General features: G+C 35.2%; 20 protein-coding genes. 1 reads left to right on the top strand and 19 read right to left on the bottom strand.

All coding sequences use genetic code 11. The features are described 5' to 3' along the window. Nucleotides 1–62: 62 nt before the first annotated feature. The 19 genes from ACFFIS_RS03720 to ACFFIS_RS03630 form a co-directional block, all read right to left on the bottom strand. Nucleotides 63–641, bottom strand: coding sequence for a nitroreductase family protein (locus ACFFIS_RS03720; protein ID WP_320379554.1), 579 nt, complete (start codon nucleotides 639–641; stop codon nucleotides 63–65). A gap of 129 nt (nucleotides 642–770) precedes the next feature. Further along, on the bottom strand, nucleotides 771–1,889 hold the full coding sequence (locus ACFFIS_RS03715; RefSeq protein ID WP_320379555.1) for a hypothetical protein: 1,119 nt from the start codon (nucleotides 1,887–1,889) through the stop codon (nucleotides 771–773). Then, nucleotides 1,879–2,556 (bottom strand): ATP-binding cassette domain-containing protein, encoded by a 678-nt coding sequence (locus tag ACFFIS_RS03710; protein ID WP_390186210.1) that lies wholly within the window; start codon nucleotides 2,554–2,556, stop codon nucleotides 1,879–1,881. The genes ACFFIS_RS03715 and ACFFIS_RS03710 overlap by 11 nt, the downstream gene beginning before the upstream one ends. Next, on the bottom strand, nucleotides 2,537–4,000 hold the full coding sequence (locus ACFFIS_RS03705) for a hypothetical protein (protein ID WP_390186208.1): 1,464 nt from the start codon (nucleotides 3,998–4,000) through the stop codon (nucleotides 2,537–2,539). Before ACFFIS_RS03705 ends, ACFFIS_RS03710 begins: the two co-directional genes overlap by 20 nt. A gap of 76 nt (nucleotides 4,001–4,076) precedes the next feature. Then, on the bottom strand, nucleotides 4,077–4,469 hold the full coding sequence (locus ACFFIS_RS03700; RefSeq protein ID WP_390186206.1) for a hypothetical protein: 393 nt from the start codon (nucleotides 4,467–4,469) through the stop codon (nucleotides 4,077–4,079). Between the two features lie 989 nt (nucleotides 4,470–5,458). Next, on the bottom strand, nucleotides 5,459–6,439 hold the full coding sequence (locus tag ACFFIS_RS03695; protein ID WP_320379559.1) for a nucleoside hydrolase: 981 nt from the start codon (nucleotides 6,437–6,439) through the stop codon (nucleotides 5,459–5,461). 163 nt (nucleotides 6,440–6,602) lie between these two features. Next, nucleotides 6,603–7,889 (bottom strand): phosphopyruvate hydratase, encoded by a 1,287-nt coding sequence (gene eno, locus ACFFIS_RS03690; RefSeq protein WP_390186205.1) that lies wholly within the window; start codon nucleotides 7,887–7,889, stop codon nucleotides 6,603–6,605. A gap of 58 nt (nucleotides 7,890–7,947) precedes the next feature. Beyond that, nucleotides 7,948–9,492: a 2,3-bisphosphoglycerate-independent phosphoglycerate mutase gene (gene gpmI, locus ACFFIS_RS03685; protein WP_320379560.1), complete on the bottom strand. Its 1,545-nt coding sequence runs from the start codon at nucleotides 9,490–9,492 to the stop codon at nucleotides 7,948–7,950. Then, entirely contained in the window at nucleotides 9,489–10,247 is a 759-nt protein-coding gene (gene tpiA, locus ACFFIS_RS03680) for a triose-phosphate isomerase (RefSeq protein ID WP_320379561.1), read from the bottom strand. Before tpiA ends, gpmI begins: the two co-directional genes overlap by 4 nt. Before the next feature lie 30 nt (nucleotides 10,248–10,277). After that, nucleotides 10,278–11,459: a phosphoglycerate kinase gene (locus tag ACFFIS_RS03675; protein WP_320379562.1), complete on the bottom strand. Its 1,182-nt coding sequence runs from the start codon at nucleotides 11,457–11,459 to the stop codon at nucleotides 10,278–10,280. A gap of 113 nt (nucleotides 11,460–11,572) precedes the next feature. Continuing rightward, nucleotides 11,573–12,580 (bottom strand): type I glyceraldehyde-3-phosphate dehydrogenase, encoded by a 1,008-nt coding sequence (gap, locus tag ACFFIS_RS03670; RefSeq protein ID WP_390186203.1) that lies wholly within the window; start codon nucleotides 12,578–12,580, stop codon nucleotides 11,573–11,575. Between the two features lie 37 nt (nucleotides 12,581–12,617). After that, nucleotides 12,618–13,646, bottom strand: a complete 1,029-nt coding sequence (locus ACFFIS_RS03665) for a sugar-binding transcriptional regulator (protein ID WP_390186201.1) — start codon at nucleotides 13,644–13,646, stop codon at nucleotides 12,618–12,620. A 213-nt stretch (nucleotides 13,647–13,859) separates the two neighbouring features. Next, nucleotides 13,860–14,111 carry a glutaredoxin family protein gene (locus ACFFIS_RS03660; protein WP_320379566.1) on the bottom strand — a complete coding sequence of 84 codons (252 nt, stop codon included), beginning with the start codon at nucleotides 14,109–14,111 and terminating at the stop codon, nucleotides 13,860–13,862. Nucleotides 14,112–14,123: 12 nt separating this feature from the next. Then, the gene (rpoN, locus tag ACFFIS_RS03655) at nucleotides 14,124–15,395 is read right to left on the bottom strand and encodes an RNA polymerase factor sigma-54 (protein WP_320379567.1); all 1,272 of its coding nucleotides are present in this window, start codon (nucleotides 15,393–15,395) and stop codon (nucleotides 14,124–14,126) included. Between the two features lie 172 nt (nucleotides 15,396–15,567). Next, nucleotides 15,568–16,500 (bottom strand): fumarylacetoacetate hydrolase family protein, encoded by a 933-nt coding sequence (locus ACFFIS_RS03650; RefSeq protein WP_390186199.1) that lies wholly within the window; start codon nucleotides 16,498–16,500, stop codon nucleotides 15,568–15,570. 307 nt (nucleotides 16,501–16,807) lie between these two features. Then, nucleotides 16,808–17,557, bottom strand: a complete 750-nt coding sequence (locus ACFFIS_RS03645; protein ID WP_390186197.1) for an amino acid ABC transporter ATP-binding protein — start codon at nucleotides 17,555–17,557, stop codon at nucleotides 16,808–16,810. A 15-nt stretch (nucleotides 17,558–17,572) separates the two neighbouring features. Beyond that, the gene (locus ACFFIS_RS03640; RefSeq protein WP_390186214.1) at nucleotides 17,573–18,277 is read right to left on the bottom strand and encodes an amino acid ABC transporter permease; all 705 of its coding nucleotides are present in this window, start codon (nucleotides 18,275–18,277) and stop codon (nucleotides 17,573–17,575) included. Beyond that, complete coding sequence (locus ACFFIS_RS03635; protein WP_320379570.1) at nucleotides 18,261–19,061, bottom strand: amino acid ABC transporter substrate-binding protein; 801 nt, start codon at nucleotides 19,059–19,061, stop codon at nucleotides 18,261–18,263. Before ACFFIS_RS03635 ends, ACFFIS_RS03640 begins: the two co-directional genes overlap by 17 nt. 217 nt (nucleotides 19,062–19,278) lie before the next feature. Then, nucleotides 19,279–20,265 carry a diaminopimelate dehydrogenase gene (locus ACFFIS_RS03630; RefSeq protein ID WP_390186194.1) on the bottom strand — a complete coding sequence of 329 codons (987 nt, stop codon included), beginning with the start codon at nucleotides 20,263–20,265 and terminating at the stop codon, nucleotides 19,279–19,281. Between the two features lie 136 nt (nucleotides 20,266–20,401). Between ACFFIS_RS03630 and dpsA the strand changes: the two genes are divergently transcribed. Beyond that, nucleotides 20,402–21,277, top strand: coding sequence for a dipicolinate synthase subunit DpsA (gene dpsA, locus ACFFIS_RS03625; protein ID WP_320379572.1), 876 nt, complete (start codon nucleotides 20,402–20,404; stop codon nucleotides 21,275–21,277). Nucleotides 21,278–21,358: the final 81 nt, after the last annotated feature.

The following is a 21,358-nucleotide window of genomic DNA, read 5'->3' as shown; positions in this document are numbered from 1 at the left end:
ACGCAGCTATATAACAGATCCTTAAAATAATTAGTCTTTACCTATTTGTACGCTAACAATTATTAATCAGATATAATTTCTAGTTTTTTATCTATTGGCATACGACCTTTATTTGGAGGAATACTTTCGGGATACCCGATTTGCATGACAGCAGCAATTTTATGTTTGGTTGGCTCTAAATCAATTGCTTTAATAAAATCTTTATCATGCATATAAGGTGTAATTGTCCATAACATCCCTACTCCATATTTCCAAGCAACTAACTGAGCATTTTGGATAAACGCACATATTGATGCATATTCTTCCTCAAAGCGAATGGGATCATCTAGCTTTTCGAAATAAATAAGTGCATGATGTGGTATTTTCATTAAGAACTCTGTCATTGATAGAATCATTTTTTTAGATTTTTCATCTAATGGACTAGCTACCAATCCAATCCGTTGATAACTTAACATGATTTCATCTATAAATGATTCTTTTCCCTTATCTTGATAAAGTTTTATCTGCCAAGACTCTGTCATATAGTGACTTGGTGCATAAGAGGCATAAGTAAAGATTTCCTTTAATATATCTTCTGCGACATTGATACGTTTAAAATTTCGGATAGAACGGCGATTTTCGATTGCGTCTACGATATCCATGACATCTAGCTCTCCCTTAAAACACTTTTCTTATAACTTCAGTAAAAACTCCAATCAGTAGGAGCGATCACACCTCCTACTGATTATGAATGGAACAAATTTTATTTTAGGTGCGGCTATTGGCTATTCCTAGTTTCTTAACTTCGAAACAATATTTCCACTGGACAACTCTCGCTTTAACAAGCTAATAATCATATAACGTACAAAAACTTTGTTTAACATGACCAAGACAATGAGAGTTCCTATGATAATTAACATCCATTTCACCAACGTTGGAAAAATAACTTTAAAAGAAAGTAATCCTCCAATAATGAAGACAAATATAAAGGATAAAAAATAAATAATTCGATTGGACTTTTCAATCGTTGTATAGAACTGACTAATGATTTGCTTACTAGACATACCATTTAAATACAATGAAATCAAATCGCGATTTAGCACTTTGATAAAAGATGCCAAACTCCCACGATAAATGATTAAAATGACAATGAATAATATAATCTCAAATATAATAAGTAACAGTAATGAAGTTTTAGAATCAGATATTAATTCCTCAAGTCCTTCTGCTTGATAGTATACATAAACATCTTCTTCATCAAACATATCATGGAATGTCGTCACGAAATCAAAGATATGTTCCATCTTTTCTAGGTGGACAATGAGGTTTTTTACACCCGAAAAATTTTCCTCCATATCTATTTTATCTGTTAAATTTGAGTGTATATCTGGTGTCACATAACAATAGTCTTTAAGGAAAAAATGTCCATTCCCCTCATAATAGTATTCATTCACTTTTAACACTGTATGATCCATATCATAAAAGGTTATTGTTTTTCCTTTAAAGTTTTCTGGCAAAATAATTGCAGGTTCTTCAACCTTTTCGTAAAAGTTAATCGCTTCCTGTGTAGTTGGGTTTAACGATAAGCAGCTTATGAAATCGGATTTCCCGTCTACTTCCAGTAATACCGTTGTATCATATTCATAAACTACATCCTTTACATTAGGCATACGTTCAATTCGTTCTATATTATAGTTATACTCGCCATCTTCCGAATATCCATTAATCAACACCATCGATAATTTCTCGTTGTTTAATATATTACTATTAATATTGCCAACAGATAGCATCACAGTAAATGCAGAACTAATTAGAAGTGCTAATAGCAAAAAATTCAATACAATTAGTTTTCGAAGGTTTTTCTTATATTTTTTCTTAATGTAGTCAAATACAAGTCTTCTATTTTTCATTTTTTCCTATTCCTTTATTGAGTTCAGAAAGTAGATATACTTGATTAGCATTCTTTGCGATTAAATCAGAATGCGTGACAACCAATACCATTCTGTCCTTTTTTATTTCATTTAATAATTCTATTATCGTAGAAATATTATCACGGTCTAAATTATTCGTTGGTTCATCCAATAATATCAATGGATAATCAAACACAAGAACTTTTAATAAGGATGCTCTCTGTCTTTCTCCACCAGATAAGTGATTAACAGGGATGTCCAACTTTTCATAGATTCTAATCGACTTACTGTATATTGTTACATATTCTTCAGATAACGGTTGACCATTTATTAAAGAAATAACATCTAAATTTTCTCTAATTGTTAATGACTCAATTAAATTTAGATCTTGAAAAAAATAAGCAATCTTGTTTCGTAATTGTTGAATTTGAGTTTCATTCTTAAAGTCTACTCTTTCATTAAATATCGTAATTTCACCAGCTAACGGTTTTTGAATTAAAGATAAAATATTTATTAACGTTGTTTTTCCACTACCACTTTCTCCAAACAACGTATAAAGGCCGGGCCCGTCTATACTTAAAGATACATCCTTTAAAATCGGTAAATTATTGTAATTAAAGCTTATGTTATTTACTTCTAGATGTAACTTAACGGAATCCCTCTGCATTCTTATCCCCCTTTAACAAGTTTAAAATGTTATTAAAATATAAACTCATTTCAAAATCATAGTTCCCTATTTCTGTGCAGTAGCCAATTTCACATTCGAAGGAAGATATTTTATCAATAAAGTCATTTTCGTTAAATTCTATATCATAGGAAATTAGTAAGTTCAGATAGGTGTTTAAGATTACATAAAAATTTTCCTCAGTGGAGGACAATACTTCATTATATAATCCGAGAATTTCTTGTTTATTTGCATCATTTCTTTCTAGCATATCATACAAGGTCACTTTTTCGAGTAGATCATCATGATTTATTTTAATTTGATTTCCTGAATGCAAATTAAAAAGTTTTAGACAGTAATATTCTTCAATTAACGGAGATACATTGTCACACGCACCATCTCCAACAATCAAATAATCCTCAATCCCCTTATAGCCTACATTTAAACTAGCTTGTTGTAAAAAGTAAGATTGTTGATAGGATTGCTTAATTTCATTACCATTTTCCTCCAAAATTGAGCCTAGTCGGTGTTGTATTAAACCAATATAAACTTCATAGTCTTTTAGGTCTTGACTCGGCAAAATATTTGACAATAAGTATAAATTTCGCAAACTATCTAATGAATAATAGTACGTTTGATACACTGGTTGATTACTTATAATCTCCATTACCAACTTCTCATCAAGCTGTTTGTTCATTTCACTTACGACTTCCAAATGGACATAGAATGTGATTTCATCTCGTAGTAAAACCGAAGTCTGGTTTATGTGATCACTATATATTTCTTTCACTAAACTTAGGTCCACGTTCAATTCATACAATCTACTAAGAACTAACGCGGCATGCAATATAATAGGCTCATCATAGTCAATAATGTAACTACTACGATAATCTTCTATTATCGAAATTACTTCATCTTCCACATCATCATGTATTTTGTCGTTTATAATAAAATCCATAATTACATAATAGTAGTATTCTATTGTATTATTCTTTGTCGGTACAGGATTTTCCTGAACAGAGTCTAATAATGTACTCAAATCTTCCATTGCTCCATTTTCTTCAAGTGCAACATACATAAAATAGGTATCAAAATACGAAGAAGATTGTAATTCATCCCTTTCAAAAACAGATTGATTTAATAACCTTGTCAAGAGAACTTTACAATAAAGCAAATTAGATTCTTGTTGTTTACAACTTGACTCGCCATAATTTAAGGAGTCAACTTCCGGAACATGTAACTTAACTGCGTTGACCATTATATTCGATTGCTCTTCAAATTGGCTATTGATTTCAATTACGCTACTGTCACTATCGCTAAATAGATAAGATTCAATTGTATTTATAAAATTTTCATTATGGACTGCACGATTAATAAATTCTGGACTATTATTACACGCTGTGATAATTATAGTTATAAAACAAAATATGAGCATTCTCTTCATCATTAGTATCCCTGCCACTCCGTTTATATGTACTGTAAATGGTGGATTGGTTATTTCTCTAAAACATTAAGATATGAGATTATATCTTAGCAGTTGCTGTATAAGTTCTATTTGAATAGTCCACCTCTGTAGTCGTAAACATACCTAGGTATAACCAAAGCCCACTACCGCAAACGTTCCCAGAGCTATAATATGATTTACCTGTTGTTGACTTTGTATATCCTGGACTGGAACCGCTACCGCTTACACCAGCTCCTTTAAAGGAAACACTGCCCCCAATTGTGTAAAAACTTACATTGTGGTAGAGCTTTTTGAATCCAGTTCTAGTAGTAGAACTATGGGCTTTGTAATTACCACATCCACCACTTGCTGTTCTTGGTAAATCTGCCTTTGATGTAACTTTGTTAACCGTCTTCACTGCCCGATAAGCATCTGTAGGCGTTGCAAATACCAACATTATTGAAAGTGTCATGACCATCGCAAAACCTAAGCATGAAATTTTTTTAATCAATTTTTCCCCTCCCAAATTTCCCCATAATTTTCAAATATAATCCACCATTTACATAATTCTAAGTATATAACAAGATTATTCAAAAGCAAGCATAATTTGCAAATAAACATAAAATAATCAAAAAATAATGATAAATCATTGTCTTATAATAGTATAAATAGACTATTCATTAATATAACTACTTCTTTGGGAGTAGGAAAGATGAGCAAGTGAATATGAATACGCTTAATAAATTCATATAAATACCGAATTCTACTAAAACAAGACATCCCAAATTTGAAAATGAGCCTTGGAAGTGGTTTGAAAAGTAGACACTGGAAATCCAAGGCTGAACAAGGAATAAGTATGAAGGAACAGAAAAAGTCGGTAATGTTCAAAGAGACGCTCTCAAAAGGTCATAAGAAAGTTGGAATAATGTAAAATGAATTTTTAAAACCAAGCTGTGCTGATAATGGGGCGTAAATAGATGCAATTTGGAATTAACCTTCAAATACACAATACTAGCGTTGCACAACATCCTAAAACTCTTCAGAAGCACGTACTATATAAAGCAGAAACTGAAAATCAAGATGAAGAATTATCTGTATTAAATATCAAGATTTTTAAAGATAAATATAATAGGAAAATTATATTATCGTCTATATCGTAGGCCGTGAAAGAGTCGTGGGTACGTTCGACACACCTTATCAACTGGATATACAACAAATTATCTCACACAGCGCTGGGATGGGGTTGAAAATTAACTGATAGACCAAGCATTAAAAAGTTTAGTAAAGATACATTTCTAAGTACTAAGGAACTCCTTATGACAAACTCCTACTACTGAGACAACACTTTTCTTATAACTTCAGTAAAAACTCCAATCAGTAGGAACGATCACACCTCCTACTGATTATGAATGGAACAAATCAGGACTTTATCTATCTTGTTATTGATTAATGGTTTTATCTTTACATATGACTCTTATTTGTAGGAATTTGAGATAATGGCCTCGTCATTGTTGTCATAAAATGTGTGTAAAAACTTTCATAATCTAATTGAAAGGCAATCCGAAATTTCCTGTCTTCATCCGTATCTTTCGTAACATACGAGCGAATATCGGCAATTGTTTGACCTCTCGTACTGCCAGTTAATGACTGTGGGATATAAACTGGCAAATAATAATATGTAAACATATCATCGTATAAGACTGCCATTAATGTCAAAACGTCATGCATTGGGCTACCCTGAATTCGAGGATCACGCGCTTTATAATAATTGAAATAAAAATCGACCATTGGCTTAATGATATCTATTTGGCCAACTTTATCTATATAATTAATCATTTCAGGTGTGGCTACTGCCTGTTGCGTTACATTTAGAGGAATGATGGTTAAGTCTTCTGCATATTTCAATACGACATTTGCGGCAAATGGATCACCATAAATATTCGCTTCCGATACGGATGTTACATTACCAGGAACCCAAAAAGCTCCGCCCATAATATAATATTTAGATACTTTACCCATTAGTTCACGATATAAAATAAACATTGTTGCCAATGATGTGAGTCTTCCAATATTTACTATAATGAGTTCATTCTCATATTTATTTATTATGGAAACAATATCAAAAAAGTTTTCACTTACACCTTCACCATTTATTTGTGGTGGGGTAATGGGACCTAACCCAAACTCGCCATGTATTTCCGGAAAATATGTCGGTTCTTCACCTGTCATCGGAGTTTCTGCCCCTACAATGATTGGAAACTCAGTTGTAATATTTAAGAGTTGTCGGATATAATTTACACTAGCCAATGCATTTTTCCGTGATATATTTCCATAGTCTGCAACAACCCCAATAATATCGATATCTTGATTTAATGCCCCATATAATAAAGCCATTATATCATCAATCCCAATATCCCCAAAAATTAACACCTTTTTTCCCACCCAATATCCCTCCGCCAGATTTTATAATAGACATATTTTACTATATTATATCAATGGCTTATTTTAGAACCGGGAAAATATTACTATTATTTTCATAAAAAAAAAAGAAGTTGTCCACTTTACTAAGGACAACTTCTTATAAAACAACATTATTTAAACAACATTATTTATTCAAATTATAAAATGAATCTAAGCCACCATATACGCCCATACCTTGTAGTTCATCTTCAATACGTAATAACTGATTATATTTTGCTACGCGGTCTGTACGAGATGGTGCACCAGTTTTAATTTGACCTGCATTTGTTGCAACAGCAATGTCAGCAATTGTTGCGTCTTCTGTTTCACCAGAACGGTGAGAGATGACTGCTGTGTATCCAGCACGTTTTGCCATTTCGATTGCTTCAAATGTTTCCGTTAGTGTACCGATTTGGTTTACTTTAATAAGGATAGAGTTTCCAACACCTTGTTCAATACCTTGAGCAAGTTTTTTCGTATTTGTAACGAATAAGTCATCGCCTACAAGTTGGATACGATTACCTAGTTTTTCTGTAAGTAGTTTATGACCAGCCCAGTCATCTTCATCTAAACCATCTTCAATTGAAATGATTGGGTATTTATTAACCATCTCTTCATACCATGCAACCATTTCTTCAGATGTTCTCACAACACCTTCACCTTTAAGGTTATATTTACCACCTTTGTACATTTCAGAAGCAGCAACGTCCATTGCTAATTTAACTTCCTCACCAGGTTTATATCCTGCCGCTTTAATAGCTTCTACAATTGTTTGTAGTGCTTCTTCATTTGAGCTTAGGTTGGGTGCAAATCCACCTTCATCACCTACAGCGGTATTGTATCCTTTTTCTTTTAAAACACTCTTTAAAGCATGGAAAATTTCCGCTCCTGTACGTAATGCTTCACTAAAACTAGGGGCACCTACTGGCATAACCATGAATTCCTGAATATCAACATTATTGTCTGCATGCTCTCCACCATTTAAAATATTCATCATCGGTGTTGGAAGCACTTTTGCGTTGAAACCACCTAAATAGTTATATAAAGGAATTTCTAAGTAATGTGCTGCTGCATGAGCTACTGCCATAGATACACCTAAAATAGCATTTGCTCCAAGTTTACCTTTGTTTTCAGTACCATCAAGTTCAATCATAATATTATCAATAATATTTTGGCGTGTTACATCAATACCTAGTAATTCTGGTGCGATGATTTCATTAACATTTTTAACTGCTTTTAATACGCCTTTTCCACCGTAACGTTTTTTATCTCCGTCACGTAATTCAACTGCTTCATATTCTCCAGTTGAAGCACCACTTGGCACAAGGGAAGAACCAAAAGCACCTGATTCAGTAAATACCTCTACTTCTACTGTTGGGTTACCACGGGAATCTAATACTTCACGAGCATAAATATCTGTAATATATGGCATAGTTAATCTCTCCTTTTATTGTTCATACTCTACTATCATATACGGTTAAATTATTTATTCAATTGTTTCCTTTTATTAGGGATGACCCAGTCATTTCTTCGGGCTTTTCAACACCTAATAAATCAAGTAATGTGGGGGATAAATCAGCTAATTTCCCACCATCACGAACTTCAATTCCTTCTTTTGTAATAATAACAGGAACTGGGTTCGTTGTATGAGTTGTCATTGGTTTCCCATCAAGTGTAACAACTTCATCTGAGTTACCATGATCAGCTGTAATAATACAATGTCCACCAAGGGATATAATTTTATCTACAACTTTTCCTAGACACTCATCTACTGCCTCTATCGCCTTAATAGTCGGCTCTAACATACCAGAATGTCCAACCATATCAGGATTAGCAAAGTTTAAAATAACAGCATTTAAATAACCTTTATCTAATTCCTTTATGAGCCCTTCTGTTACCTCATAAGCACTCATTTCTGGTTTTAAATCATATGTTGCCACTTTTGGAGAATTAATTAAAAGTCTCGTTTCTCCAGGAAATTCCTCATGTCGACCACCACTCATGAAATATGTCACATGTGGATATTTTTCCGTTTCGGCGATCCGTAATTGTTTCAATTGATGTTTTGATAAAACTTCTCCAATTGTATTATCAAGGCCAACTGGTTCATATGCAACATATCCATCAATAGATTCATCGAATTTCGTTAACATAACAAAATCTAAATCTGTCGGTACATTATCACCGCGGTCAAAGTCATTGAATTGCTTATCTGCAAATGTACGAGAAATTTGAATTGCTCGGTCTGGACGGAAATTGTAGAAAATAATAGAATCACCAGTTTGAACGGTACCTACCGGTTTTCCGTTTTCAGTTATAACTGAAGGAATAACGAATTCATCATAAATGCCGTGCTCGTATGAATCCTCAACAACTGCAATTGGATCTTCATAACTAGGTCCTTTTCCATAGACCATGGCATCGTATGCCTTCTGAACACGTTCCCACCGTTTATCGCGATCCATTGAATAATAACGTCCAGAAACGGTCGCAATTTTCCCTACACCGTATTCTTTCATCATGTCTTCAGTTTCTTTTATATACTTTTTAGCTGTTTGTTGTCCAACATCTCGTCCATCTAAAAAGGCGTGAATATACACTTCATCTAATTTTTCTTCGCTCGCAAGTTTTAATAAGGCGAACATATGATGAATATCACTATGGACACCACCATCAGATAGTAGTCCGAAGATATGTAATGCCTTATTATTTTCTTTTGCTCGACGCATCGCTTGTAAAAATACCTCTTTTTGGAAGAACTCGCCATTTTCAATGGACAAATTAACTCTAGATAAGCTTTGATATACGACACGACCAGCGCCTATATTCAAGTGACCAACTTCAGAGTTACCCATCTGACCTTCTGGAAGGCCAACTGCTAAACCACTTGCTTCAAGTTGGTTATGTGGGAATGTATTCCAATAGCGATCAAAGTTAGGTTTCTTTGCTTGTTTTACTGCATTACCTACGACCTCATTACGAATTCCGAAGCCGTCCAGAATGATTAACGCAGCTAAATTTTTATTTTCGGTCATTTTGCACCAGCCTCCACTAGCTGTAAGAAGGAATCTGCTTCTAAACTTGCACCACCTACAAGCGCGCCATCAATATCAGATTGCGCTAATAATTCATCAACATTTGCAGGTTTTACACTACCACCGTACTGAATCACAACTTCTTGTGCTGTTTTTTCAGATGTCACTTCATTGATGACTTGTCTGATATGTGCACAAACTTCGTTTGCATCTGCACTTGAAGCTGTTTTTCCTGTTCCAATCGCCCAAATTGGTTCATATGCAATAATTGTTTCTGCTACTTGTGCTTCCGTTAAACCTAAGATTGCCTGTTTCACTTGTTTTTCAACATGTGCTTTTGTTTCATTTGCTTCACGTTGTTCTAATGTTTCACCAACACAAACAATCGGTGTTAAGCCATGATTAAAAGCTGCGTGAACTTTTTTATTAACCGTTTCATCCGTTTCTGCAAAGTACTCTCTACGTTCAGAATGACCTAAAACAACATGTGTCACACCAATATCTTTTAACATAATTGGGCTTACTTCACCAGTAAAAGCACCCTCATTCTCAAAATGCATATTTTGAGCACTTACCTTTAAAGCAGTTCCTTCTGTTTGCTCCACTAATTTTGCTAAATAAGGAAATGGCGCACAAACGATTGCTTCTACATTCTCGCTAGTAGGTATTTTACTCACAATTTCATCAACAAATTGTGTTACTTCTTGAGAAACTTTATTCATTTTCCAGTTTCCTGCAATCACATTTTTTCGCATAAAATCACCCCTAAAAAGTTACATATTTCATTACTTATCATTAAGTGCTGCTACTCCTGGTAGAACTTTTCCTTCCATAAATTCAAGGGAAGCTCCTCCACCTGTAGAAACATGATCCATTTTATCAGCTAAGCCAAACTTTTCAACTGCTGCTGCTGAATCACCACCACCAATAATCGTATATCCATCAGTTTCAGCTAATGCTTGGGCAACAGCTTTTGTACCATTCGCATACGCATCCATTTCGAACACACCCATTGGTCCATTCCAAACAACTAACTTAGACTTTTTAATAATATCTCGATATTTTTCACTCGTTTTAGGACCAATATCTAGTGCTTCCCAATCTGCCGGGATTTGGTCAATGGCAACTTCTTTTTTATTTGCGTCTTCAGAGAAGTCGTCAGCTACTATCGCGTCAATTGGTAAAACAAATTGTACACCTTTTTCTTCAGCCTTCTTCATAAATTGTTTCGCTAAATCTATTTTATCTTCTTCTAATAAAGATTTTCCAATTTCATGACCTTGTGCTTTAACAAATGTGTAGGCGAGGCCACCACCAATAATCAAGTTGTCGACTTTATCAAGTAAATGATCAATAACACCAATTTTATCTTTTACTTTTGCTCCACCAATAATCGCAGTAAATGGTCTATCTGGGTTTTCTAACGCTTTACCAAGGACTGCTAATTCTTTTTCCATTAAGTATCCTGCTACAGCCGGTAATTTTTCAGCAACACCAGTAGTAGAAGCATGTGCGCGGTGAGCAGCACCAAAGGCATCGTTCACATATAGATCAGCCATATTTGCAAATGCCTGTGCAAGTTCAGGGTCATTTTTTGTTTCACCTAATTCAAAACGAACATTTTCAATGAGAAGAATGTCCCCTTCGGATAGGTTTGCAATTGCATTGTCTACTTCTTCCCCGTATACAGCATCAGTTTTAGTTACTTCTTTTCCGGTAAGTTCACTTAACCGTTTTGCAACTGGATCCAAACGTAACTCCTCGACAACTTGTCCTTTTGGTCTACCTAAATGACTTGCTAAAATTACCTTAGCTCCATGCTCAGACAAATATTGAATTGTTTTTAATGCTGCCTTAATTCGTGTATCATCCGTTACCTTGCCATCCTGCATTGGTACATTAAAGTCAACTCTACAAAAAACGCGTTTCCCTTGAACTTGAACATCTTCTAATGTTTTCTTATTCATGGTGAACCCTCCTACAATAAATATGTAATGATTTTTCGATTCACAAGTTTATTTCATTTTACTTGAAAAGGAGGAGGGGGTAGCCTCCTCCTAAATTTTTATAAAAGGATTGATTATAGTCCTTTTTCAATCATATATACAGCTAGATCCGCACAACGAGCAGAGTAACCAGCTTCATTGTCATACCATGAAACTACTTTTACAAGGTTATCTTCTAATACCATTGTAGACAAACCATCTAAAATAGATGAGTGTGTGTTACCAATGATATCTGTAGAAACTAATGGCTCTTCACTATATTCGAATACATGTGACATTTCGCCTTCAGCAGCTTTTTTGAATGCAGCATTCACTTCTTCAGCTGTTACATTTTTATCTAATTCTGCTACTAAGTCTACAACAGAACCGTCTGGTGTTGGAACACGAACAGCCATACCGTTTAATTTACCATTTAATTCTGGTAATACTTTTCCAACTGCTTTAGCAGCACCTGTAGTTGTCGGAATAATGTTTTCCGCAGCTGCACGAGCACGACGGTAGTCTTTATGTGGTAAATCTAAAATTTGTTGGTCGTTTGTATATGAATGAATTGTTGTCATGAGACCACGTTTAATACCGAAGTTATCATGTAGTACTTTTGCAAATGGTGCTAAACAGTTCGTTGTACAAGAAGCATTTGATACAACATGATGGTTAGCCGCATCATATTTATCTTCATTTACACCCATTACAATTGTAAGGTCTTCGTTTTTACCAGGTGCAGAGATAATAACTTTTTTTGCACCTGCATCAATATGTTTTTGAGCTGAGTCACGATCAACAAAACGTCCTGTTGACTCGACTACGATTTCAACACCTAATTCGCCCCAAGGAAGATTAGCAGGCTCTCTTTCAGCAATAACTTTAATTTCTTTTCCGCCTACAACGATGTTGTCTCCATTTACAGAAACTTCTTGATCTAATTTTCCATGGACAGAATCATATTTTAATAAGTGCGCTAACATGTGAGCATCTGTTAAGTCGTTAATTGCTACAACTTCTACTTCTTTTTTATTAAGCATTTCTCGAAATACAAGACGACCAATACGACCGAAACCATTAATTCCAACTTTTACTGACATATAAATTCCTCCTATTTAAATCATTTTTATTTATATATTAAAGGGATACATCCCTTAATATCTGTTCCGCAGCAGCTTCATCCGTAATCAGAACATCGCTTTTCCCATTTTTAAAATAGGAAATAATAGCTTGTCCTTTTGATTTGCCTCCAGCTACCGTAACAACGTGCTTTTTCGAGGTCAAATCTTCCAATTGAAGACCTACTGTTTTGACTTTATGAATTACGGTTCCCTTTTCATCAAAATAATAACCAAATGCTTCGCCTACTGCCCCATCTTCTATTAGCTTTGTAACAGAAGCCTCTGGAGTTCTTCGACGATGTGCCATTGTTAGTGCATCACCTACACCATGCAAAACAACATCCGCACTTTTAATTTGATCCAATACTTCTGATATTGCAGGTTCCGTAATCATCGTTTCGTATGTTTTCTCGCTTATTAAGTCTGGTACGAATAACATACGATAGGAAGCATGTGCTCTTTTGGCCATTTCAGCAGCTATTGTGTTAGCTTGACTTTCCACCTTTTCCCCTATTCCACCACGAGCAGGTACGAATAGATAACGATGATTATCATCAAATGGAGTCATTGCTTCAGCAACTGCAGCCATTGTAGTACCACCTGTAACGGCAAGTGTAAAGCCAGGTTGTACAATCTTCTTCAGATATGCAACACAAGCTTTTCCCATCTCATACTTTACCCAATCATCTTGATCACTATTTCCTGAAATGATCATAACATGATCTATATGTAGCATTTCCCGAATCCGCTTTTCCAAAACACTTTTCCCAGTAATATCTTGCAACACATTTGCCAACTGTTCTAAAAGTAATGTACCCTCTTTTGAAAGTTGCATTCCTTTGGAAGTAACAAATAATAAGCCTTGATCTTGCAAAAATTCTACTTCTCTTCTTGCAACTCTTTCTGTTAACCCGGTTGCTTCGGCTAGCGTCCTTCTTCCAATCGGTTGATAAAGCCCAATACAATGTAAAACCTTGTATCGTTGCTGCATGTCTTCAAGAATATTGGGGTATATTTTTTTTAGCATTTCAAAAAAAGAATTCATGAGATGAAGCTCCTTTGCATAACAAGCAGGTCAGATTGAGTCCCAGCTCGACAGAAATTGTCCCACAACAAGTAAAAAAATAATGAAGTAGCAATTTCTTCACTATTATTATAACACACCTCATAAATATAACAATTCATGTGACTTCAGAATATGTTATGTTTTTGTGGCAAATTTGAATCATTATTAATATATCCATGTTTCTGCGTTTTATTATACTTTATCAATATGTTTTGCAAGTGCGTGTTCCAATGATTCCATATTTAATTGTTCACAGTTTAACGTTGTTTCATTAATTTGAACAAAAGGGATTAATAGTTGATACTTTTCTAACCAAGCGTCATTTGTATAAATATCTCTCTCTTCTAATTCAAAAGGGTATTTCTGTTGGAACATGATAAGCAATGCTTTTGCTTCTTCACATAATGAGCAAATTTCTTTTGTATAATAAATGACCTTTTGCATCGTATACCTCCGTTATTTCCTTTTCATTGATGATGGAATATGCAGTTGTTCACGATATTTCATGACCGTTCGTCTCGCAATTGTTATGCCATAATCTTCATTTAATATCTTACATATTTTTGCATCTGACAATGGCTTTGCTTTATTTTCCTGATGAATAATTTCCTTTATATAATGTTTAATGGCGTAAGATGACGTTTGTTTTCCACCTTGTTTTAATCCTGATTGAAAAAAGAACTTAATCGGTACGACTCCGTGTGGTGTTTGGATGTATTTACTATTAATGGCACGACTTACAGTTGATATATGGATTTGTAAAGCATCCGCAATTTCCTTTAATGTTAGAGATTGTAACATCGTTGGCCCAAATTCAAAAAAACCTACTTGCTTCTCTAACACTTTTTTTATAATTTGTTCTAATGTGTGACCACGATATGAAATCGCCTCGTTCACTCGCTCCATTTGCGTACGCTTTTCTTTTAAATACGTCGCAGCCTCCTTGTCTTTCTCTATCAAATCAAGATATGCGGGATTGATGGTTAACCTTGGAGAATACCATTTATAGAAGGAAACTTTCCACTTATCATTCTCTTTGATTATTGCTGCTTCTGGAACGATGTATGCTATTTGATCTGTAGCTAGTAAACTGCCTGGCTTCGGATGGCATGCTTTTATCTGATTCAAGACATTCCTTACAATATCTTCGCTTACACCATAATGGGCTGCAATATAATCAATTTCCTCTTGTGCGACCCAATCGAGATGATGTTGTAGTAAATCTACAACAAAATCTTGCTTTGATTCTCTTAATTGTAAAATGATACATTCAGTCAAACTACGCGCACCAATTCCAGGTGGGTCCATTTGCTGCAAATAGGATAATGCTTCTTCTGCATTCTCTACAGAAACATCACATTGTTTCGCCCATTCTTCCAATGTAATGTCCAAATAACCATCTTTATTTAGTGAATCAATACCAAACTCAACAACGTGAAGTAAGGCTTTTGGAATTTTCACAGTATATAATTGATTCCTTAGTTGCTCATACATTGTGAGGGATTGGGCATTCATTTCACCAATTTGTGCGTGGTCGGGATGTTCCACTCGATAATGATTTATTTCATAATCATAATTAATTTCCTCTATTAGTGGATTTTCTTTTACTAATTCCTTTATATAATCAATTAATTCTACACTTGATAATTGCAATATTTTGATTGCTTGAAGGAGGGATTGATTCATTTTTAATTGTAAAGTTTGTTCTTGAACGAGACGTTGTTTCAAAATCTACTCCCCCTCCTTTTTACTAATCTTCATATTCTCGTATTAATACACTTTGGCAACAATCTTTTAGTTTCAATAATCAGTCCTAGCCAAAAGCGCAGCATACAGCGTACCAGTCATGCCGTCGTTACCACTAGATGTCCCTCATTGCTTGAGTCAATACTGTGATAATTTACAGCTGTGCATCCATCACTTTATTTTCAATCTTACCAATCTTATCAATCTCGATTGTGACGATATCACCATTGCTCAAAAATTGTGGTGGATTCATGCCAAAACCAACGCCATCCGGTGTGCCCGTCATAATTAAATCCCCAGGTTGTAATGTGATAAGACTTGTGATAAATTCAATTAAGGTTGGAACGTCAAATATAAAATCACGTGTGTTACCCTCTTGTCTTAATTCACCATTCACATATGAACGTACAGCAAGGTTTATTGGATCTTTTATTTCTTCTGTCGTTACAATCCACGGTCCAATTGGTGTCGTTCGATCAATTGATTTTCCTTGTAACCATTGTGGTGTTCGCTTCTGTAAATCACGGGCAGATGTATCATTTCCTATTGCATAACCCGAGATATAATGATGGGCGTCTTCTCGTTTCACGTGCTTTGCCTCTTTCCCAATAACAACAACAAGTTCTCCTTCATAATCCAGTTTTTCTGTAAAACTTGTCTTTTCTATCGGATCATTAGGCCCAATTAGTGCATTGGCAAATTTAGCGAAAAGTACTGGGTATGTAGGAATATCACTGTCCATTTCTTTTGCATGTGCTGCATAGTTTCTTCCCACACATATAATCTTTTGCGGATTTCGGATAGGTGGCCCAAAGATGATGTTTCTTTGCTCCATGCGTAGCAATGTGAGCTCTTCTTGATTTTTCTTCACAAAATCATATGCTGCTATTGCCCTTTCTATTGCAGGTGTACCAATCTTAAAGAAAAGGTCTGGTTCTGCTGGAATAATTTCTAATTGTTCATTTTTATTTACCGCTTGTAACATGGACTTATATGCATCTTGCACATCTACAACATATTCATCTAATATAAAACCAATACGTTCCATCTGATTGCTATTTTTATTTCGATAATTTACAAGTTTCAATTTGTAGTCACCCTGCTTCCCCATTATTATCCGATCATTACTTTCTTTTATTCTAAACGTTTTCATCCTTTTAATCTACCAATCTATTTCATTAATTCCTCATTGCTGCAATGATTTTATCAATGTTCCATTCTCCTCACAAAAAAACCAGGGGTGCATTTTAACGCGCTTCCCTGGTTTATGCCTACAATGTAAACTTCAAGCAACGGTATATTTCAACCCGTTCATGCAGCTTGAAGAACGTTCCTTTAACTCTTACGTTTTACAATCAAACATGAGTATTTTACTATCTTGCATGGTTGTAAAATTATGCCGGATTTAAAATACGTTGCAAAAATTGCTGCGTTCGTTCTTCTCTTGGTGAAGTAAGAACTTCTTCCGGCGAGCCTTGTTCAATGATGTAACCACCATCCATAAATATTACTTCATCTGAGACTTGTCTAGCAAATTGAATTTCGTGGGTAACGATTACCATTGTCCATCCTTCGTTTGCTAGTTCTTTAATAACGGATAGGACCTCTCCAACTAACTCTGGATCTAAAGCAGATGTTGGTTCATCAAATAACATCAAATCTGGCTTTAGTGCTAGTGCCCTTGCAATCCCAACCCGTTGTTGTTGACCACCTGATAATTGATAAGGATAAAGATCCTGCTTGTCCTTCAATCCTACCTTTTCTAAAAGTTGCTCCGCTGTCCCGCGCACTTCATTTTTATCACGCTTTTGCACAATGATGGGGCCTTCTGTAACATTTTCCAAAACGGTTTTATGTGGAAATAGATTATATGATTGAAAAACCATTCCTGATTTCCTTCTTAATTTTAACCACGTATTCTTACTCATTTTATTTTCAAAATCCATGATTAAGCCATCATCAAAAGTAAATATACCTTTATTTGGATGTTCCAAAGCATTTAAGCAGCGTAATAGTGTCGTTTTTCCTGAACCAGAAGGTCCAATAATCGTTAACACTTTTCCCTTTTCAATTTCTAAATTAATGTCCCTTAACACTTCTAGCTTATCGAATGATTTGGCTAGACCTTTAATTGATAAAAACATGTGTAACTCTCCTATCTATTTAGCAGTATACCGCGCCAGACGTCTTTCCAGGATTCCTTGGACAAATGAAAGTATCAGACAAATAATCCAATAAAGTAATGCAGCCTCTACATATAGCAGCATGAAATCATAAGTCCTTGCAGCAATTTCCTGTGCCTTTCTAAATAGCTCAGCCACTAAAATTAATGAAGCAAGTGAAGTATCCTTGACTAAACTAATAAATGTATTTGATAAAGGAGGTACCGAAACTCTTGCGGCTTGCGGAAGAATAATTCGTCTTAATACCGTATTTTTCGTCATACCAATTGTATAGCCAGCTTCCCACTGTCCTTTATGAATGGATTCAATTGATGCTCGGATAATTTCCGAAGCGTATGCACCTACATTCAATGTAAATGCAATAATTGCACTTGGAAAAGGAGATATCGTCATGTTTAATGTTGGTAAGCCATAAAATATAATGAATAACTGAACAAGTAATGGCGTCCCCCTAATTGCAGATACATATACAGCTGCTGGAACACGCAAAATGCGAATACTAGACAGGCGCATTACTGCTGTTACAAGTGCCAATAATAAACCTAAAATAAATGCAATAAGTGTGAGGGGGATCGTATATTTTATTCCACCAATGACCATCGGTAAAAGCGAGTTTTTGAATAACTCCCATCCCCCCATATCTGAAGTTATCGTATTAGAAATATTACTTAGAAGATACATCTTCACCAAACCATTCTTTTGAAATTTTTGCCAATGTGCCATCTTCGCGCATTGCTTTTAATTGTTCGTTCACAACCTCTATTAACTTTTCGTTTCCCTTATTAAAACAATATCCTGTTTTTGAAACATCCTCTCCTTCTGCTACAATCTTTATATTTTTATCACCTTGCTGCTTCATATAATTAAGTACTGCTAATTTATCATTTACTGTTACATCAACACGGCCTTGTTTGATTAACTCAATCGCCTGGGCAAGTCCATCCACCGCTACAAGCTCAGCTCCATTTTCTTCCGCGATTGCACCATAGTTGCTCGTTAAAGATTGTGCTGACTTTTTACCTTCTAATTTCTTAAACGAATTTATATTGTTATTATCCTTTGCGACAACCACAACTGCTGAAGAGTATGTGTATGGATCAGAGAAATCATAATTCTCTAATCTTTCTTTGTTTATACCAACTTGATTGGCAATGACGTCGAAACGTTTCGCATTCAAACCAGCGAACATCGAATCCCACTGCGTTTCTCCAAATTCTACCTTTACTCCCATTCGTTTCGCAATCTCTTTAAAAACCTCTACATCATAACCCGTTAATTCTCCAGCTTCATTATGAAACGTAAACGGGGCATATGTACCTTCAGTTCCAACTGTGATAACCCCTTTCTCCATAATTTCATCATAAAGATTACTGGTCATTCCTGACTCCTCTTCATTATTCGAACCACAAGCAGTTATCATAAGCATGACACAAAGTATCATTACTGAATATGCTATTTTTTTCATCATCAAACCCTCCAATGACTATTCCTAAATGAAATAACAACCATTTTATCATAAATGAACTGGCTACATATTTTCACTGATTGAAGCTTCACTTTCTCTATTTATCATTCCCAGTTCATGCAGCAATTACCACGATTCACTCACAAAAAAATTGTAATAAAAAACAAAAAAGCAGGTAGAATTATTTCATACCCGCTTTGTTTATATATTAAAGTAATTAAAGTAATCTTTTTATCATATTTTCTCTGGATTCTGGTGACAAAAAGGAAAGTGGGATATCGAAAGCTGTTTTTGCACCAGTTTCTCCAAATTGATTTAATTTAAATGCCGCTCTTGCATATGCGACGAGAACACTTGCCGTAAATTCTGGGTTACTATCAAGTGCAAGTGAAAATTCATATGCCTGCTTATTTTCAGATGAAGTGTTTCCCGACCGAATGACAAAACCACCGTGTTTCATTTTTTGATGGTCCTTTAAAAACTGCGCTTCACTAATAAAGTGTACCGTTGTCTCATACGGGGCAAAATAATCAGGCATTGTTTTAATTTCTTGTTCAATTCTTTCATAATCTTTTTCATCTGCTACGACATAACATACGCGCTTATGACGATCAGCAGCACTTAAATCTGCTCCAATTCCTTCTCTAGCTTTTTCAAGCACATCTTCAATAGGAACCGTATATTGTACAGCGTGTTTAACACCTGTAACCCTTCTAACCGCCTCTGAATGTCCTTGACTTAATCCTTCACCCCAGAATGTATGTGTTCCACCATCTGGTATGACAATTTCACCTAATACACGATTCATAGAAAAAAGACCTGGGTCCCAACCGACAGAAATGACACCAACTTTACCACTCTTTGTAGCAGCCTCTTGTACATGGTGTAAGTGGTCAACTATTTTGGCATGATTATCAAAACTATCCACAATGTTATACATCGTAACTAATTCAGGACTCATTTGCGGAAGATCACTAGCAGAACCACCACATAAAATAAGTACATCTATTTTATCTTGGTATTGTGATAGCTCTTCATAAGCATATACATGTGTATTTGTAAATACAGGTTGCACATCGCTTGGTGCTCTACGTGTAAAGATACCTACTAATGTCATATCTGATTGTTTTTCAATCGCTAGCTCAGCACCTCGCCCAAGATTTCCATAGCCAACGATACCAATTCGAATTATTTTATTTTCCATTAAGACACCTTCTTTAACAATTATCTTCCATGAGTATAAACGTTTCAAATAAGTGGAGCAACTATTTAGTTATGGTTCACGCTTTACTTGCATATTGATTTATAATGGGTAGAAAAATTAGTTAAGGAGGAAAACGATGCTAGAAAATAAGCGAATCGCTGTTATTGGTGGGGATACAAGATACATAGAAGTTATGAATCGATTAATAGAAGCAGGGTTAATCGTTCAAGTTGCTGGTTTTAAAAACTATCGCTTCACTTCGGATAAAGTACAAAGTAAGAAATTAAAACAAATTGATTTTTCAATTCAAGATGCCATATTACTCCCTGTATCCGGTGCAAATGAAAAAGGTAAAGTAGAACTTGCACCATATGCCGATGAAGAATTATATGTATCGAGAGAACTTTTTGCTCAGACAAAAGAGGATTGTCTCATTTACACAGGTATTGCAGGAAATTATTTACAAGAGGCAGCAAAAGATCACAAACTTATACGTTTATTTCACCGAGACGATATGGCCATTTTAAATGCTATCCCAACTGCAGAAGGCACACTTGAACTTGCAATGCATCATACAAATTATACCATTCACCGTTCACATGTTTTAGTACTTGGTTTTGGGAGAGTCGGCTTTACAGTTGCTCGCTTGTTTGCGGCAGTAGGCGCGTATGTAACAGTCTGTGTGCGCTCGTCTACTGACGCCGCCCGAATTACGGAAATGGGAATGAAACCAATTTATTATAAGGAATTAGAGCATTATCTTACGAAACAACAAATCATCATTAATACCGTTCCAGCACGTATATTAAATAAAAAAGCGTTAGAACAAATGGATTCCACAAGTCTTATGATAGATTTAGCATCTAGCCCGGGGGGAGTAGATTTCAAGGAAGCTAGCAAATTAGGGATTCATTCCATACACGCATTAGGCCTACCAGGAAAAGTTGCTCCTAAAACCGCGGGTAATATTATTGCGGATGTCCTTCTTCCGCTTTTAGAACAAGATCTTTGAAATATAATAATTCTCATTCTTGCCGAAAAACAAATAAGATGTGTTTAGAAGCGGGGTTAGAAGTTTGAAAGAAAAAAGAAA

It is taken from the genome of Paracerasibacillus soli, from assembly GCF_042432965.1.
GTDB lineage: Bacteria > Bacillota > Bacilli > Bacillales > Amphibacillaceae > Paracerasibacillus > Paracerasibacillus soli.
Note: the sequence above shows the minus strand (reverse complement) of the source record. Positions and strands in the feature narration are given on the sequence as shown.